The sequence below is a fragment of the Streptomyces sp. NPDC006687 genome, assembly GCF_040636215.1.
Taxonomy (GTDB): domain Bacteria; phylum Actinomycetota; class Actinomycetes; order Streptomycetales; family Streptomycetaceae; genus Streptomyces.
Map to the genome: position 1 here is coordinate 14,621 of NZ_JBEYJJ010000018.1, position 15,870 is coordinate 30,490.

Genomic DNA, 15,870 nt, shown 5'->3' on the forward strand with positions numbered 1-15,870 from the left:
CCGCAGTCGACGGGGCACCGCTGGTGAGGCTGCCGGGGACGGTCAGGCGACCGGGACCGGGTAGGTCGGGTACTCGACGCCGGACACGTGCTGGACCACACGGATGACCTGGCAGGAGTAGCCGAACTCGTTGTCGTACCAGAGGTACAGGATCGCGTTGTCGCCGTCGACCTTGGTCGCGCCGGCGTCCACGATCGAGGAGTGGCGCGAGCCGACGAAGTCCATGGAGACGGCGTCGGGGGCGGTGGTGAAGTCGATCTGGCGCTTGAGCGGCGAGTGCAGGGAGACACCGCGGAGGTACTCCAGGACCTCCTCGCGGGTGGTCTCACGGCCCAGGCGCAGGCTGAGGATGGCGATCGAGACGTCCGGGACGGGGACGCGGATCGAGCTGCCGGTGATCGGCGCCTTGAGGTCGGGCAGCGCCTTGGCGACGGCGGAGGCGGCGCCGGTCTCGGTGATGACCATGTTCAGCGGCGCGGAGCGGCCGCGGCGGTCGGCCTTGTGGTAGTTGTCCAGGAGGTTCTGGTCGTTGGTGAACGAGTGGACCGTCTCCACGTGGCCGCGCAGCACGCCGTACTCGTCGTCCATGGCCTTCAGCGGCGGGACGATCGCGTTGGTGGTGCAGGAGGCGCAGGACAGGATCCGCTCGTCCGGCTTGATCGTGTCGTGGTTGACGCCGTGCACGATGTTCGGGACGTCGCCCTTGCCCGGGGCGGTCAGGACGATTTTGTCGATACCGGGGCGCAGGTGCTTGGAGAGGCCCTCGCGGTCGCGCCACTTGCCGGTGTTGTCGATGAGGATGGCGTCCTTGATGCCGTACGCCGTGTAGTCGACCTCAGAGGGGTCGTTCGCGTAGATCACGCGGATCGCGTTGCCGTTGGCGATGATCGTGCTGTTCGCCTCGTCGACGGTGATCGTGCCCTGGAACTGGCCGTGGATGGAGTCGCGGCGCAGCAGCGAGGCACGCTTGACCAGGTCCGCCTCGCCGCCGCCACGGACGACGATGGCGCGCAGGCGCAGGCCGTTGCCGGAGCCGGCCTTCTCGATGAGGAGGCGGGCGACGAGGCGGCCGATGCGGCCGAAGCCGTAGAGGACGATGTCACGGCCGGAGGAGAGCTCCAGCTTGTTCTCGCCGGTGGCGCCGGCGACGGCCTCGGCGGTGAATTCGGCCACGGACAGTCCGCGGTCGTCGCTGCTGTAGTTGGCGGCGAGCATGCCGATGTCGATCTGCGACGGACCGAGATCGAGGGCGGCGAGCGCCTGCAGGAACGGCAGGGTCTCGGTGACCGAGAGCTCCTCGCCGTCGATCTGCCGGGCGAACCGGTGGGTCTTGAGGATGCTGACCACCGACTTGTTCACCAGGGAGCGGCTGTGCAGCAGGATCGTTACATCCCGCTCGCGGTGCAGCTTCCCGATGATCGGGATCATCGACTCCGCGATCTCCTCGCGGGTCTTCCAGTTGCTGAACGAGTCCTCGTTGACAGTCACAGAGTTATCTTTCGAGCTAGGCGGCGCTCATATGCTAACCCGACCGGAATCCGCCTCTTCGGCAGGGGTCAGCCGAGGCGCGGGTGGACCTCCGGGTGGGCGTCCCACCATGTCCGGTGGAAGGCGTGATTGTCCACGTTCGCCAGATACGCCTCCACGGCCGCGCGGTGCAGCAGCTCTGCCTGGTGGGCGGGGACCGACCCCCGGTTCCAGGCCAGCCGGATCCGGCCGCTGACCGGGGACCCGGCCAGGGGCCGCATGACCGTGCCGGGTGCGGCGGGGGCGGTGGGCTGGCTCAGCGAGATGGCCCGGCCCGCCGCGATCAGGTCGTGGTGCATCTTGCGGTCGGTGATCCGGTGGCGCAGCGAGGGGGTGAAGCCCGCCTGGGCGCAGGCCGCGATCAGGGCCTCGGGGCCGCCGTCGTCGTCCTCGACGAGGGTCATCCACTGCTCGCCGGCCAGGTCGGCCAGGTCCAGCCGGCTGCGGCCGGCCAGGGGGTGGCGTGCGGACATCCGGATGCAGAACGGCTCGCGGGGCACGACGGTGCGGGCCTGGACCCCGGCGGGCAGCGGGACCTCGTAGTCGTTGACCTCGCCGTAGACGATGGCGTCGTAGCGGCCGGCGGCGAGCATCCGGACGAGGGTGGTCACCGAGTCCTCCAGGTCCACGTCCACCTCCCGCCCGGACAGGGCCAGGTCGGTGCGGGCGAGCAGGCCGTCCACCAGGACGAGCAGGATGCAGCCGAGCCGTAGCGGGGAGTCCGCCGACAGGGCGCGCGCCTCGGCCCCCAGGGCGTCCATCTCGCCGAGCACCCGGCGGGCCTTGGCGAGGACGAAGTGACCCAGCGGGGTGGGCTCCACCCCGCCGCGGCCGCGGACGAAGAGCTCTCCGCCGGTGACCTGCTCGATCCTGCGCAGCTGGGCGGAGAGCGCCGGCTGGGAGACCCCGAGCCGTCGCGCCGCCGCGCCCAGACTGCCTGCCTCCGCTATCCGGCAGACGGCTTGCAGGTGCCTCAACTCCAGCTGCATCCCGGCAGCTTACGAACGGCGGTCCGGGCGCACCATAACCCGCGCCTTATGCCCGCAGGGATGTCCCGATCCCGTCATGTCCACGCCCATACTCGGCCTCGGCCCACAGCCGGCCACCCCCCACACACACACGATCGGAGTGGACTCGTGCAGCCCACCAGATGGATGGCGTCCGTGGCGGCCTTCACGCTGACCGCGAGCCTCGCCGGCGCGCTGGCCGCCGCCGCCTCGGCCGCGCAGCAGCCGGATCCCGTACCGCCCCGGCCCTCCCGGGCCGACCGGGCCGTGGCCGCCGCGGACGCGGCCGTCCGCAGCGGCCTGGACGGCCTGGTCAACCAGCCCCAGCAGCAGTACGACCGCCGCCTGGTCACCCCCTGGGTGCAGGACCTGTTCTCCGTCGCGTACGAGCGCAGCTACCGCGGCCTGCCGGTCGTCGGCGGTGACGCGGTGGTCCTCGCGGACGGGGAGGGCAAGGTCCGCGCCCTCCAGTCGGCCTCCTCGACGGTGATCGACGTGGCGACCACCCCGACCGTCAGCGCCAAGGCGGCGGAGACCTCCTCCCGGGCCGAGCTGACGAAGGTGGACCGGGTCGACAGCAGCCGCCTGGTCGTCCGGCTCAAGGACGACAAGCCGGTCCTCGCCTGGGAGACGGTCCTGAGCGGATCGGCGAAGTCGGCGCCCAGCCGGATGCACGTCTTCGTCGACGCCCGCAGCGGCAAGGTCGTCGACCGCTGGGACGAGGTCGTCGCGGGCAGCGGCACCAGCAAGTGGAACGGCCCGAACCCGCTGACCGTGGACACCACCGCCTCCGGGGGCACCTACTCCCTGCGCGACCCGAACCGCCCGGGTCTGAGCTGCGCGGACTACGGCAGCGGCACCGTCTTCTCGAAGTCCTCGGACTCGTGGGGCACCGGCAACCCCACCTCCAAGGAGACCGGTTGCACCGACCTGATGTTCGCGGCGCAGAAGCAGTGGGACATGCTGCGCCAGTGGCTCGGCCGCAGCGGCGTCGACGGCAACGGCCGCAGCTTCCCCGGCAAGGTCGGCCTGGGCGACCTCAACGCCTACTGGGACGGCAGCTCCGTCACCATCGGTCACAACAGCGCCAACGAGTGGATCGCCGGCATCGACGTGGTGGGCCACGAGTACGGGCACGCCATCGACTCCACCACCCCCGGCGGCACCAGCGGCCAGGAGTCCGGGTTGGGCGAGGGCACCGGTGACATCTTCGGCGCCCTGACTGAGGCGTACGCCAACGAGCCCGCCCCCTACGACACCCCCGACTACACCGTCGGCGAGATGATCAACCTCCAGGGCCGGGGCCCGATCCGCAACATGTACGACCCGTCCGCGGTCAACAACGACCCGGCCTGCTACAGCTCCTCGATACCCAACACCGAGGTGCACGCGGCCGCGGGCCCCCTGAACCACTGGTTCTACCTGCTGGCCGAGGGCAGCAGCCCCGGCGGCGGCAAACCGAGCAGCGGCACCTGCAACCAGTCCACCGTCACCGGCGTGGGCATCCAGAACGCCGGCAAGGTCTTCTACGGCGGGATGCTGCTCAAGACCAGCGGCATGTCCTACAAGAAGTACCGGACGGCGACGCTGAGCTCCGCCAAGGCCCTCGACGCGAGCTGCGGCCTGTTCAACCGGACCAAGGCCGCCTGGGACGCCGTCAGCGTGCCCGCCCAGTCCGGCGACCCCGCCTGCACCCCCAGCGGACAGGGCGACTTCTCCCTCACCCTCGACCCCGCCTCGGGCACCGTCCAGCAGGGCGCCTCGGTGACCACCACCGTGGCCACCAGCACCACCACCGGCCAGGCCCAGCAGATCACCCTCACCGCGAGCGGCCTGCCCGCCGGGGTGACCGCCTCCTTCAGCCCGGCCACCGTCCAGTCCGGCCAGTCCTCCACCCTGACCCTGTCCGCGAGCTCCGCCACGGCCCCCGGCCCGGCCACCGTCACCGTCAAGGGCCAGGGCGCCTCCCTCGCGCACACCGCCGACTACGCCCTGACCGTCGGCGGCGGCCAGCCCGGCCCCGGGACCCCGCCGGACATCAGCGCGGCCAACGTCCAGGCCCACCTGAACCAGCTGGGCACCATCGCCACGCAGAACGGCGGCAACCGCCGGGCCGGCAGCGGCGGCCACACCCAGTCCCTCGCGTACATCAAGGGCAAGCTCCAGGCCGCCGGATACACCGTCACCGAGCAGAGCTGCACCTCCTGCACCTACCCCTCGAACAACCTGATCGCCGACTGGCCCGGCGGCCCCGACGACCGGACCGTGATGTTCGGCGCCCACCTCGACAGCGTCTCCGCCGGCCCCGGTATCAACGACAACGGCTCCGGCTCGGCCACCCTGCTGGAGAACGCGCTGGTCCTGGCCCAGAAGAACCCCACCATGACCCAGCACGTGCGCTTCGCCTGGTGGACCGACGAGGAACAGGGCCTCAACGGCTCGAAGTTCTACGTAAGCCGGCTGAGCAGCGCCCAGCGCGCCGCCATCAAGGGCTACTACAACTTCGACATGGTCGGCTCGCCCAACGGCGGTTACTTCATCAACAACCTCGACTCCGCCACCGCCGCCCCCCTCAAGGCGTACTGGACCTCGCTGAACCTCGCCCCCGAGGAGAACACCGAGGGCCAGGGCCGCAGTGACGACTACTCCTTCCAGCAGGCCGGCATCCCCACCTCCGGCTACGCGGCCGGCGCCAGCGCCCGCAAGACCTCCGCGCAGGCCGCCAAGTGGGGCGGCACCGCGAACGCGGCGTACGACTCCTGCTACCACAGCTCCTGCGACACGCCGGGCAACATCAGCGCCACGGCGCTGGACCGCAGCGCCGACGGGGTCGCCTACACCCTCTGGAAGCAGGCCGTGGGCGGCACCACCCCCGCCTCGGACTTCTCGATCGGCACCTCCCCCGCGGCCGGCACCACCGCACCGGGCGGCAGCCTCACCTCGACCGTGAACACCGCCACCGTCAGCGGCAGCCCCCAGAACCTGACCCTGACGGTCTCCGGCGCGCCCGCCGGGGTCACCGCCACACTCAGCCCGGCCTCGGTGCAGTCCGGCCAGTCCGCCACCCTCACCGTCCAGGTCGCCGCGGGCACCGCCCCCGGCACGGCCACCCTGACCGTCACCGGCACCGGCACCACCACCCACAGCACCACCTACACGCTGACCATCAGCGGGGGCGGCGGCAGCTGCACACCGGCCCAGGTCGTGGCCAACGGCGGCTTCGAGAACGGCACCACCCCCTGGAGCACCACTTCCGGAGTCATCACCAACCAGGCCGGCGAGGCCCCGCACGGCGGCGCGTACATGGCGTGGCTGAACGGCTGGGGCTCCGCGCACACCGACAGCGCCGCCCAGTCGCTGACCCTCCCGGCCGGCTGCTCCTCCGCCCGCCTGGCCTTCTACCTGCACATCGACACCGACGAGACGGAGAACACCGCCTACGACACGTTCACCGTCTCGGTGGGCGGCCAGACCCTGGAGACCCTGTCCAACACGGATGCGGGATCCGGCTACACCCTCAAGAGCTATGACGTCTCGCAGTTCGCCGGGCAGACGGTGACGCTGCGGTTCCAGGGGGCGGAGGACCAGTCCCTCCAGACCTCCTTCGTGGTCGACGACGTCACCCTCCAGGTGAGCTGACCGTCCCGGCGCGACCCGCCAGGGGCCCGGTCCGGCCCGGTGCCGGACCGGGCCCCGCCGCGTCACCGCCCCGGCGCCCGGATCAACGGCACTGGCCGGCGGCCAGCTCCAGCTCGTCCGCCCACACCGCCGCGTCCCGGGGGCCGACGTGCGGTACGGCCAGCGAGCGGACGCGGAAGCGGTTGCGCGGGGTGGCCGCGTCCGCCTCGCGGATCATGAGGTCCTGGAGCGCGGGCGGGATGGCGCGGTCCTGGGTGAAGCGCAGGAAGGTGCGCGGCACCCGCCCCCACTTCTCCGGCAGCCCCCGGCAGTCGGCGGCGCCGACCGCCGCCGACTCGTCGGGCTCCAGGGTGGCGATCAGCGCCCGCACGGCGTCGTCGGGCCAGTCGGCGGCGAGGGCCTCCTTGGCCGCCTTGAAGAACGCCGGGTCCGCGGAGCGCCAGTTGACCCGGTTGACGCCGAGTCCGGGCGCGGTCCTGACGCTGTCCATCCGGAACAGGGCGCTGGTGGCCGCCTCGGGGGTGGACATGAGCTCCGTGACGGAGGCGTGGCCCGTCGGGCAGAAGGCCGAGGCGTACACCAGGTGGGAGATCAGCTCGGGAACCCGGTTGGCGACCGCGTTGAGGGTCGCCCCGCCCATGCTCTGGCCGACCAGGACCACGGAGCCGAGGCGGGAGGCGCGCCGGACGACGCCCTCGACGTGCGCGGCGAAGTCGTCCAGTGTGACCTTTCCGAGCGGCGAGGGCTCGGTGCGCAGCGCCTCCAGGTCCTGCGGGGCCTGGTAGGAGACCGGGTAGTAGGCGCCGGGCCCGTGCCCGGGCAGGTCGACGGCGACGGCCTTGTGCCCGCGCAGGGCCAGTTCGGCGAGGACGCGGGCCCAGCCGTAGGAGTTGCTGCCGGCCCCGTGCACGAGCACGAACACGGGCGCCATGCACCGCCGCCCCTCCGCGTGCGCGCTCCCCGCCACCCCGGCGACGGCGACGGCCCCGGCCCCCACGACGGCCGCCTTGAGCACGCCGCGCCGAGAACGCCCTCCGGAACTCCTGGTGTCCTTCGATTCGTCCATGCGGCGACTCTAGGCGGGGGCTCCCCGGCCGCCGGACGGATTCGGACACCCCTCACGGGGCCGTGTCAGACGACTGCCTCTCCGTCGTGGACGCCTCCGACACAGGTCCACAATCCGGTCGAGGGGTCGTACTCGACCATTCCCTTGGTGGCCTTGCACGTTTTCGTGCTCACGTCGGCCTGTGCGGCATGGACTCCGGCGCCGAAAACCGCGAAGACCGCGACGGCGATGAGCCCGAGAACCCGTCTGCGCATGGGGACCTCCCGGAAGAACGGGGCAGGGGTCAACATCAGTGTCACCCCGCCCCGGCCGGAGCGCACCCGCCGCCGCCTCCGGGGGCGCTCAGCCGGATACCGAAGCAGACTGGTGGCATGGCGAACACGCCCGTGGTAGCCGTGGGCGGGCCGGACGCGCTCGGGTGGCGGAAGGTCACCATCGACGACAAGCCCGTCGGAAAAGTGCGCAGTCCCAGGGGACTTCAGAAGCTGTTGCGCCGTTCCGGCATCCCCTTCGAGCACGATATCCACTGGCACTGCGGAGACTGTGACGTATGGCCGGACCCCGCCTGGCGCAGACGGGTCCACGGCCTCCTCATGGCGCTCGGCCTCCTGGCGACCGCATACGTGTTCATCAGGATCGGCGTGTCGGACACCTTCACGGCCCTGACCTATCCCGGGCGCATCACCGGGTTCATCTTCCTCCTCATGGCCGTGACCGAAGTGCTGGCCGCGGCGGCCACCCTCGACTACTGGCGCAAACGGGAGATCCGGTACTCGGGGACGGTCATCCTGATCGGAGCCGCCGCTTCCCTCAGCGCGAGTGCCGTCCTGCTCTTCATACAGATCAGGGGCGAGCGGTACACGCCCTGGCTGCTGCTGTGGTGCGCGCTCGTCCCCTGGTCCCTGTGGACCTTGTCGGTCCTCATCCACGGCCGGGCGTGGAAGGGCCTGCCCAATCCCCGGAGGATCGCGATCGGGGTGGTCATCTCCACCCTCCTGGCGTTCGCCAACCTCGCGTACACCCACGTGTACGTCCCCGCCACGACGGCTCCGCTGATAGAGATCACAGAAGTCTTCGGCACACCGACCCTCGACGAGAAGCAGGCGAAGCTGTTCGTTCCGTTCCATCTCCAGGTCAAGAACTCCGGCCAGATTCCCGTGTACGTCCTGGGCAGCATCTACTGGGTCCGCGGCCAGCCCGTCAGCGCGAAGCCGGCGGATGCCCGAAAGCAGAGGGTGATCGGCTCCGACGAATTCATCCAGCCGTCGGGAAGGCCGTTGAATCCGGGTGAGGACTGGGCGGAAGACGAGGTCGCCGTGATCGACAGACCGGTCGAGGCGCCGTACGAGACCCTCAAGATCGAAACCGAGACGTGGGTGGCCCGGAAGGACAGGATGGCGATCACCGGGAACTACGTGTACCACCGGAAGTATTCGTCGACACTCCACAAGGAGAAGAAGGACCAGGACCCCCCGGGGCCGAATCCGCCGTATTACAGGTACCAGGACATCGTCGCGAACAGCAACGAGATCCTCAATCTGACCCGCGGCCGGCAGCGCATCACCCTCTGGCACACGACCAACACGTCCAACCCGTTCCTCTACGTGGCCCTGGGACCGCCCGGCGAGAGGAAGCCGTTCGTCCCCAACAACCCCACGCAGGAGCTGGAGAACTCCCGGAGGTACGGGCTCACCAAGGTGCGCGGCTCCATGACGCAGAAGCCCTTCGCGGAACTCATGGAAAAGGCGCAGATGCAGGCCGCGCGCCGGCCGGCCGCGACCCCCGTGCCGGGTACGGGCTGATCCGACGGTCCATCAGGTCAAGCGTCCCGGACCCTTGACTCCTTACGCGCCAGTAGCCATCCTCATGCCACCGTTGTGCGGGGCATGACAATTCATGCCTCGTTCCCGACCGCGCTCTCCGCCGACCGAAGGCATGAGTGATCACCTTGACCCCTCGCCCCCGTCCGTCCCGCCGATGGCGTGGGCGGCGTCCCTTGGCGCTGCTGTCCCTCCTCTTCGCCGTGATCGCCATGGCGCTCGCCCCCGCCCCCAGCTCAGCCGCCGGCTCCGCGGACGATCCCGGCTGGTGGAACCCCACGGCCCGGCCGCAGCCGGACTCCGCCATCAACGTCACCGGTGAGCCCTTCAAGGGCACCGACGCCCAGGGCAAGGTCCGCGGCTTCGTCGACGCCCACGACCACCTGATGGCGAACGAGGGCTTCGGCGGCCGGCTGATCTGCGGCAAGCCCTTCTCCGAACTCGGCGTCGCCGACGCCCTCAAGGACTGCCCCGAGCACTACCCCGACGGCTCGCTCGCCGTCTTCGACTTCGTCACCAAGGGCGGCGACGGCCGGCACGACCCCAACGGCTGGCCCACCTTCAAGGACTGGCCCGCCCACGACTCCCTGACCCACCAGCAGAACTACTACGCCTGGGTCGAGCGCGCCTGGCGCGGCGGCCAGCGCGTCCTCGTCAACGACCTCGTGACCAACGGGGTGATCTGCTCGGTCTACTTCTTCAAGGACCGCGGCTGCGACGAGATGACCGCCATCCGCCTGGAGGCGCAGAAGACGTACGACATGCAGGCGTACATCGACACGATGTACGGCGGCCCCGGAAAGGGCTGGTTCCGGATCGTCACCGACTCCGGCCAGGCCCGCGAGGTGATCAAGCAGGGCAAACTGGCCGTCGTCATGGGCGTGGAGACCTCCGAGCCCTTCGGCTGCAAGCAGATCCTGGATGTCGCGCAGTGCTCCAAGGAGGACGTCGACCGCGGCCTGGACGAGCTGTACAAGCTCGGTGTGCGCAGCATGTTCCTGTGCCACAAGTTCGACAACGCCCTGTGCGGGGTGCGGTTCGACGAGGGTGCGCTGGGCACGGCGATCAACGTGGGCCAGTTCCTGTCGACCGGCACCTTCTGGAAGACGGAAGCCTGCACCGGCCCGCAGAAGGACAACCCGATCGGCCTGGCCCCCGCCCCCCAGGCACAGAAGGAGCTCCCGGCGGGCGTGGCGGTCCCCTCCTACTCCGCCGACGCCCGCTGCAACACCCGCGGGCTCACCGCGCTCGGCGAGTACGCGGTGCGCGGCATGATGAAACGCAAGATGATGCTCGAGGTCGACCACATGAGCGTGAAGGCCGCGGGCCGGGCCTTCGACATCCTGGAGTCCGAGTCGTACCCGGGTGTGATCTCCTCGCACAGCTGGATGGACCTCGGCTGGACCGAGCGCCTCTACAAGCTGGGCGGATTCGCCGCCCAGTACATGAACGGCTCGGAGGGCTTCAGCGCGGAGGCCAAGCGGACGGACGCGCTCCGCGACAAGTACCACGTGGGCTACGGCTACGGCACGGACATGAACGGCGTCGGCGGCTGGCCCGGCCCCCGCGGCGCGAACACCCCGAACCCGGTGAAGTACCCCTTCCGCAGCACCGACGGCGGCTCGGTCATCGACCGGCAGACCGCCGGGCAGCGCACCTGGGACCTCAACACCGACGGAGCCGCCCACTACGGGCTGGTCCCCGACTGGATCGAGGACATCCGGCTCGTCGGCGGCCAGGACGTGGTGGACGACCTGTTCAAGGGCGCCGAGTCCTACCTCACCACCTGGGGCGCCTCCGAGAAGCACCAGGGCAGCGTCAACCTGGCCGCTGGCTCCTCCGCCTCGGCGTCCACGTCGGAGTGGTGGAACCCGTTCGTCGACTACTCCCCCGCCCGGGCCGTGGACGGCGACCCGGGCACCCGCTGGGCCAGCGAGTGGAACGACGGCCAGTGGCTGCGGATCGACCTCGGATCCGCGCACCGCGTCGGCCGCGTCACCCTCGACTGGGAGCAGGCGTACGGCAAGGAGTACCGGATCGAGACCTCCACGGACGGCTCCGCCTGGCAGACGGTCTGGTCCACGGCCGACAGCGACGGCGGCCTCGACACCGCCCGCTTCGACGGGGTGAGCGCCCGCTACCTCCGCATCCAGGGGGTCCGGCGCGCCACCCAGTGGGGGTACTCCCTGCACGAGGTCGGCGTCTTCAGCAGCTGAGGCGGTGGGGGCCGGCCCTGGCCGGCCCCCGCTCCGGCCTCGTCACGAGAGGGGTTCCATGGCCCGGATGCCGTCGGCGGAGCGGCGGACGCAGCTGACCGAGGCCGCGATCCGGGCGATGACCCGCGACGGCGTCGCCCGCACCACGACCCGCTCCATCGCCGCCGAGGCGGGGGTGTCGCTCAGCGTGGTCCACTACTGCTTCGACTCCAAGGCGGAACTGCTCGAAGCCGTCATCGAGGCGATCACCGGCCACAGCGTCGCCCTCGTCAGGGCGGCGATCCGCCGACGGCCCACCCTGCGCGAGACCGTCCGGGCCGGCTTCCAGGCGTACTGGGACCATGTGTCCGCCCAGCCCGGGGAGCACCTGCTCACCTACGAACTCACCCAGTACGCCCTGCGCCGGCCCGGGCTGGAGCACCTCGCGCACCGCCAGTACACGAGGTACCAGGAGACGTACGAGGAGCTCATCGGCCGGCTGAGCGCCGAGCTCGGGCTCCTGCCGCGGGTGCCGGTGCCCGTGCTGGCCCGCTACCTGGCGGCCATGACCGACGGGCTGACCCTCAACGCCCTCGCCCTCGGCGACACGAAACAGACCGGCGGCAGCGGCTCCGGCACGCCCTTCCTGGGCCTGCTCACCGACCAGGTGACGGACCTGCTCGGCCCCTGACCCACCGCCGGCGACGCCCGGGTCAGGCGGGGTCCGCCGCCCGCCAGACGGTGGTGATGTTGCAGAACTCGCGGATGCCGTGCCCGGACAGCTCCCTCCCGTAACCCGACCGCTTGACGCCGCCGAAGGGCAGGGCGGGGTGGGAGGCGGTCATCCCGTTGATGAAGATCCCCCCGGCCTCCAGCTCGTGGACGAACCGCTCCAGGTCGCCCTCGTCCCGGCTCCAGACGTTCGAACTCAGGCCGAAGGGGGTGTGGTTGGCCCGCTCCACGGCCTCGTCCAGGCTGCCCACCCGGTACAGGGTGGCGACGGGCCCGAAGGTCTCCTCCTGGTCGATCCGCATCTGCGGGGTGACGTCGGCCAGGACGGTCGGCTCGTAGAACCATCCGTCCGGCTGCCCGGGCGGGCGCCGGCCCCCGCACAGGACGGTGGCCCCGTGCCGGACGGCGTCCTCGACCAGTTCCTCCACGTCGGCGCGGCCGCTCTCGGTGGCCAGCGGGCCGACGTCGGTCGCCTCCCGCATCGGGTCGCCGACGGTCAGGGCCGCCATCCCCTCCGTGAAGAGGCGGGCGAACTCCTCGTACACGTCCGAGTGGACGATGAACCGCTTGGCGGCGATGCAGGACTGGCCGTTGTTCTGCACCCGCGCGGTCACCGCGGTCTTCGCGGCCCGGGCGAGGTCGGCGGAGGGCATCACGATGTAGGGGTCGCTGCCGCCGAGCTCAAGGACGGTCTTCTTGACCTCGTCCCCGGCGACCGAGGCCACCGCCCGCCCGGCCGGTTCGCTGCCGGTCAGGGTGGCCGCGGCGACCCGGGGGTCGCGCAGCAGGCCCTCGACGGGGCCCGAGCCGATCAGCAGGGTCTGGAAACAGCCCTTCGGGAAGCCCGCACGCCGGAAGAGGTCGCCCAGGTACAGGGCCGTCTGGGGGACGTTCGAGGAGTGCTTCAGCAGGCCCACGTTGCCGGCCATGAGGGCGGGCGCGGCGAACCGTACGACCTGCCAGAGCGGGAAGTTCCACGGCATGACGGCGAGCACCACCCCCAGCGGGCGGTAGCGCACCCGGACGGCCGAGGCCCCGGCGTCGCGGACGTCGGAGTCGGCGGGCCGCTCGTCGGCGAGGAGGCCCTCGGCGTGGGCGGCGTACCAGCGCATCGCCTTGACGCACTTGGCCGCCTCGGCGCGGGCGGCGACCAGGGGCTTGCCCATCTCCAGGGTCATGGTGCGCGCGATGTCCTCGCACTCGGCCTCCAGGAGGCCGGCCGCGCGGTTCAGCAGGGCGGCGCGTTCGGCGAAGGGGGTCCGCCGGTAGGTCACGGCCGTGCGCGCGGCCTCGTCCAGACAGCGTTCGAGGCCGTCGGCGTCGAGTGCGTCGAAGGTGCGCAGGGTCTGGCCTGTCGTGGGGTTGACGGAGGCGATGGGCATGTTCCGACCTTCCTGCGAGGGAGCCGCCCCACCGACCCTGCCCTCCCCGCTCCGCCGCCGCAACGCGAGGACCGGCCGGGGTCTACGGACGGCGGCGGGGCTTGCCCCGCTTGGGCGCCGCGGCGCCCCGGGCCTGGGCCTTGCCGCCCCCGCTCTTCCCGGCCGTCCTCCCTGCCGTCTTCCCCGCCGGTTTGCCGGCCGTCCGCGGCTTGCCGCCCGTCTTCTTCGCCGCGGCGGCCTTGCGGTCCTGCTGGGGCTGCGCCGGTGCGCCCTGGCGGCCGCGCGAGCTGTTGACCGTCCGGCCGCGGACGATCCCGATGAAGTCCTCGACCAGGTCGGTGGTCCTCGCCTCCGGCCAGGACAGCGCGATCCGCGAGGCGGGCGCGTCGGTGACCGGCCGGTAGGTGAGGTCCTTGCGGTGGTGCAGCCGGGCGAGGGACTGCGGGACGACGAGCACCCCGATCCCGGCCGCCACCAGCTCGATGGCGTCCGCCGTGGTGGCGGGCCGCTCGAAGGCGGGCTTGCCGGGCAGGACCTCCCAGCCCAGGACGTCGTCCAGGGGGTGCAGCACGATCTCGTCGGCCAGGTCCTCGGCCGTCACCTCGTCCACGGCGGAGACGACGTGATCCTTGGGGACCACCACCACGGTGGTCTCGGTGTAGAGCGGGATCGCGCTGAGGTCCGTGCCGTCCACGGGCAGCCGTACGAATCCGGCGTCGGCGTCACCGGCGCGCAGCGCGGCGAACGCCTCGCCGGCGCTCACGCCGACCAGGGTCAGCGGGATGTCGGGCAGCCGCTCGTTCCAGATCCGCACCCACTTGGTGGGCGTCACTCCCGGGACATAGGCGAGCCGGAACGAAGGGGTTGCATCCGAGCCTGTCACCCCGCAAGGCTACCGGTCGTGGTCGGAGACCGCGCACATGCTCGATACCCTGGGAGCATGACGTCGCACCAGAGCACCCAGACGATGAAGCCCGCGACCGCGGCGAAGAAGCTGGGTGTGTACCTCGAGGCCACCCCCGCAGAGTTCCAGGAGGGCGTGGTCTCGCGAGCCGAGCTCAACGCGCTCCAGGCCGAGCCGCCCGCCTGGCTGGTGGAACTGCGCCGCAACGGTCCCCACCCGCGCCCCGTCGTAGCCGCCAAGCTGGGCGTCTCCATCGCCGGCCTCGCGCGCGGCGGGATCACCGAGCCGCTCACCACGGACCAGATCGAGGCCCTGAAGCAGGACAACCCGGAGTGGCTGCAGAAGGAGCGCGCCACCCAGGCGGAGGTCCGCAAGGAGGCCGTCCGCATCAAGGAGAAGCAGGCGGAGCAGGCCCAGAAGAACAGCGGGCGCGACGCCCGCTGACAGCGCGCCGCACTCCTCCCCCGCGAGCCGACGGCCGGGCCGGGTCCCCGAAGGGACCGGGCCCGGCCGTCGTGCGTCTGCGCAAGCCGGTGAAACCCGTCCGGCCGTCGGGCGTTAGAAGGACGGACCGGGGCGTGCGCCCGCGCAGCGCGCCGGTCCGCCACACGCCGATCCGCGCGCCGGGCGCGCGTACGGGTACGAGGACGAGGAGCGAGATGACGGACACCACGCCGGCCGGGTCCGGCCGCGCCAGGCTTGCCGCCCACTGCCGGGGGATCACCGAGGCCCCTTCGTTCGGCATGGGCGTCTTCATCGTGATCCTGATCAACGCGGGGCTCATGGGGGCGGAGACGTACAGCGGCCTGGCGGCCTCCGAGGGCCGGATCCTCCAGCTGGCGGAGGACGGCTGCCTGGTCCTGTTCACCCTTGAGATGGTGCTGCGCATCGGCTCCTACGCGGACCGGCCGAAAGCATTCTTCCGGGACCCCTGGAACATCTTCGACCTGCTGATCGTGGCCTCGGCCTTCCTGCCGTTCCTGCGGTCGAACACCACCGTGCTGCGGCTGCTGCGGCTGGCCCGGGTGCTGCGCACCGCCCGTTTTCTGCCGCACCTGCGCATCCTGCTGCTCGCGGTCGGGCGCAGCCTGCCGGGGACGGCGAGCTTCCTGTTCGTCGGTGCGCTGGTGGTGTACGTCTACGCGATGGTCGGCTGGGTCTGCTTCGCCGGGTCCGATCCGCAGCACTACGGCTCGATCGGCCGGGCCGCGCTCACCCTGTTCCTGCTCACCACCCTGGACGGGCTGACGGACGCCGTCCGCGCCGGGCTGGAGATCTCGCGGCTGAGCATCCTCTACTACGCCTCCTACGCGCTGCTCGCCTCGTTCGTGCTGGTCAACGTGCTGATCGGGGTGGTGCTCAACTCGCTGGACGAGGCGCGCGAGATGGAGGAGGCCGAGGCGCGGGCCCGGGAGCGGGCGGCACGGGACAGGGACGCCGCGGACGAGGTCCGGGACCGGATCGCGGCGGCCCGCCTCGCCCTGGACGATCTGGAGGCCGGCCTGGACCTCCTGCGGACCGCGCCGGAGCGCCTGCCGGAGCAAGGGCCGGAGCGGGAGGCGGAGCGGCAGCTGGAGTCCGCCGTGTAGCCCCCGCCC

12 protein-coding genes are annotated in these 15,870 nt (G+C 71.4%); 6 read left to right on the forward strand and 6 right to left on the reverse strand.

Annotation, left to right across the window (positions count from 1 at the left end; all coding sequences use genetic code 11):
* Positions 1-42: 42 nt before the first annotated feature.
* Both ABZ716_RS21090 and ABZ716_RS21095 read right to left on the reverse strand, forming a co-directional pair.
* Positions 43-1,488, reverse strand: coding sequence for a glyceraldehyde-3-phosphate dehydrogenase (locus ABZ716_RS21090; protein ID WP_358960790.1), 1,446 nt, complete (start codon positions 1,486-1,488; stop codon positions 43-45).
* Positions 1,489-1,556: 68 nt separating this feature from the next.
* Positions 1,557-2,516: a LysR family transcriptional regulator gene (locus tag ABZ716_RS21095; RefSeq protein WP_358813583.1), complete on the reverse strand. Its 960-nt coding sequence runs from the start codon at positions 2,514-2,516 to the stop codon at positions 1,557-1,559.
* Positions 2,517-2,681: 165 nt separating this feature from the next.
* Here ABZ716_RS21095 and ABZ716_RS21100 point away from each other — a divergent pair, with 165 nt between their 5' ends.
* Complete coding sequence (locus ABZ716_RS21100) at positions 2,682-6,173, forward strand: M28 family peptidase (RefSeq protein ID WP_358960903.1); 3,492 nt, start codon at positions 2,682-2,684, stop codon at positions 6,171-6,173.
* Between the two features lie 82 nt (positions 6,174-6,255).
* Here ABZ716_RS21100 and ABZ716_RS21105 read toward each other — a convergent pair whose 3' ends face one another.
* On the reverse strand, positions 6,256-7,239 hold the full coding sequence (locus ABZ716_RS21105) for an alpha/beta hydrolase (RefSeq protein ID WP_358960792.1): 984 nt from the start codon (positions 7,237-7,239) through the stop codon (positions 6,256-6,258).
* 65 nt (positions 7,240-7,304) lie between these two features.
* Positions 7,305-7,493: a hypothetical protein gene (locus tag ABZ716_RS21110; RefSeq protein ID WP_358813585.1), complete on the reverse strand. Its 189-nt coding sequence runs from the start codon at positions 7,491-7,493 to the stop codon at positions 7,305-7,307.
* 117 nt (positions 7,494-7,610) lie between these two features.
* On the opposite strand from ABZ716_RS21110, the gene ABZ716_RS21115 reads away from it, so the two are divergent.
* The 3 genes from ABZ716_RS21115 to ABZ716_RS21125 all read left to right on the forward strand — a co-directional run bounded on the left by ABZ716_RS21115 (position 7,611) and on the right by ABZ716_RS21125 (position 11,945).
* Positions 7,611-9,041 (forward strand): hypothetical protein, encoded by a 1,431-nt coding sequence (locus ABZ716_RS21115; RefSeq protein WP_358813586.1) that lies wholly within the window; start codon positions 7,611-7,613, stop codon positions 9,039-9,041.
* A gap of 230 nt (positions 9,042-9,271) precedes the next feature.
* Positions 9,272-11,275, forward strand: a complete 2,004-nt coding sequence (locus ABZ716_RS21120; protein ID WP_351891513.1) for a discoidin domain-containing protein — start codon at positions 9,272-9,274, stop codon at positions 11,273-11,275.
* A 58-nt stretch (positions 11,276-11,333) separates the two neighbouring features.
* A complete protein-coding gene (locus ABZ716_RS21125) occupies positions 11,334-11,945 on the forward strand; it encodes a TetR/AcrR family transcriptional regulator (protein ID WP_358960795.1) in 612 nt (203 codons plus the stop codon).
* A 22-nt stretch (positions 11,946-11,967) separates the two neighbouring features.
* Here ABZ716_RS21125 and ABZ716_RS21130 read toward each other — a convergent pair whose 3' ends face one another.
* Together ABZ716_RS21130 and ABZ716_RS21135 are read right to left on the reverse strand one after the other, a co-directional pair.
* On the reverse strand, positions 11,968-13,368 hold the full coding sequence (locus ABZ716_RS21130; RefSeq protein WP_358960798.1) for an NADP-dependent succinic semialdehyde dehydrogenase: 1,401 nt from the start codon (positions 13,366-13,368) through the stop codon (positions 11,968-11,970).
* Positions 13,369-13,450: 82 nt separating this feature from the next.
* Complete coding sequence (locus tag ABZ716_RS21135) at positions 13,451-14,251, reverse strand: LysR substrate-binding domain-containing protein (RefSeq protein ID WP_358960800.1); 801 nt, start codon at positions 14,249-14,251, stop codon at positions 13,451-13,453.
* A gap of 57 nt (positions 14,252-14,308) precedes the next feature.
* Between ABZ716_RS21135 and ABZ716_RS21140 the strand changes: the two genes are divergently transcribed.
* The gene (locus ABZ716_RS21140; RefSeq protein WP_351888045.1) at positions 14,309-14,716 is read left to right on the forward strand and encodes a DUF5997 family protein; all 408 of its coding nucleotides are present in this window, start codon (positions 14,309-14,311) and stop codon (positions 14,714-14,716) included.
* Positions 14,717-14,931: 215 nt separating this feature from the next.
* The gene (locus ABZ716_RS21145) at positions 14,932-15,861 is read left to right on the forward strand and encodes an ion transporter (RefSeq protein ID WP_358813590.1); all 930 of its coding nucleotides are present in this window, start codon (positions 14,932-14,934) and stop codon (positions 15,859-15,861) included.
* Positions 15,862-15,870 lie beyond the last annotated feature (9 nt).

What these genes read in the sequence shown, in the direction of transcription:
- ABZ716_RS21095 (WP_358813583.1), bottom strand. Translation starts at nt 2,516, where the DNA reads ATGCAGCTGGAGTTGAGGCACCTGCAAGCCGTCTGCCGGATAGCGGAG.
- ABZ716_RS21130 (WP_358960798.1), bottom strand. Translation starts at nt 13,368, where the DNA reads ATGCCCATCGCCTCCGTCAACCCCACGACAGGCCAGACCCTGCGCACC.
- ABZ716_RS21115 (WP_358813586.1), top strand. Translation starts at nt 7,611, where the DNA reads ATGGCGAACACGCCCGTGGTAGCCGTGGGCGGGCCGGACGCGCTCGGG.
- ABZ716_RS21100 (WP_358960903.1), top strand. Translation starts at nt 2,682, where the DNA reads ATGGCGTCCGTGGCGGCCTTCACGCTGACCGCGAGCCTCGCCGGCGCG.
- ABZ716_RS21110 (WP_358813585.1), bottom strand. Translation starts at nt 7,493, where the DNA reads ATGCGCAGACGGGTTCTCGGGCTCATCGCCGTCGCGGTCTTCGCGGTT.
- ABZ716_RS21120 (WP_351891513.1), top strand. Translation starts at nt 9,272, where the DNA reads ATGGCGCTCGCCCCCGCCCCCAGCTCAGCCGCCGGCTCCGCGGACGAT.
- ABZ716_RS21145 (WP_358813590.1), top strand. Translation starts at nt 14,932, where the DNA reads ATGACGGACACCACGCCGGCCGGGTCCGGCCGCGCCAGGCTTGCCGCC.
- ABZ716_RS21140 (WP_351888045.1), top strand. Translation starts at nt 14,309, where the DNA reads ATGACGTCGCACCAGAGCACCCAGACGATGAAGCCCGCGACCGCGGCG.
- ABZ716_RS21125 (WP_358960795.1), top strand. Translation starts at nt 11,334, where the DNA reads ATGGCCCGGATGCCGTCGGCGGAGCGGCGGACGCAGCTGACCGAGGCC.
- ABZ716_RS21105 (WP_358960792.1), bottom strand. Translation starts at nt 7,239, where the DNA reads ATGGACGAATCGAAGGACACCAGGAGTTCCGGAGGGCGTTCTCGGCGC.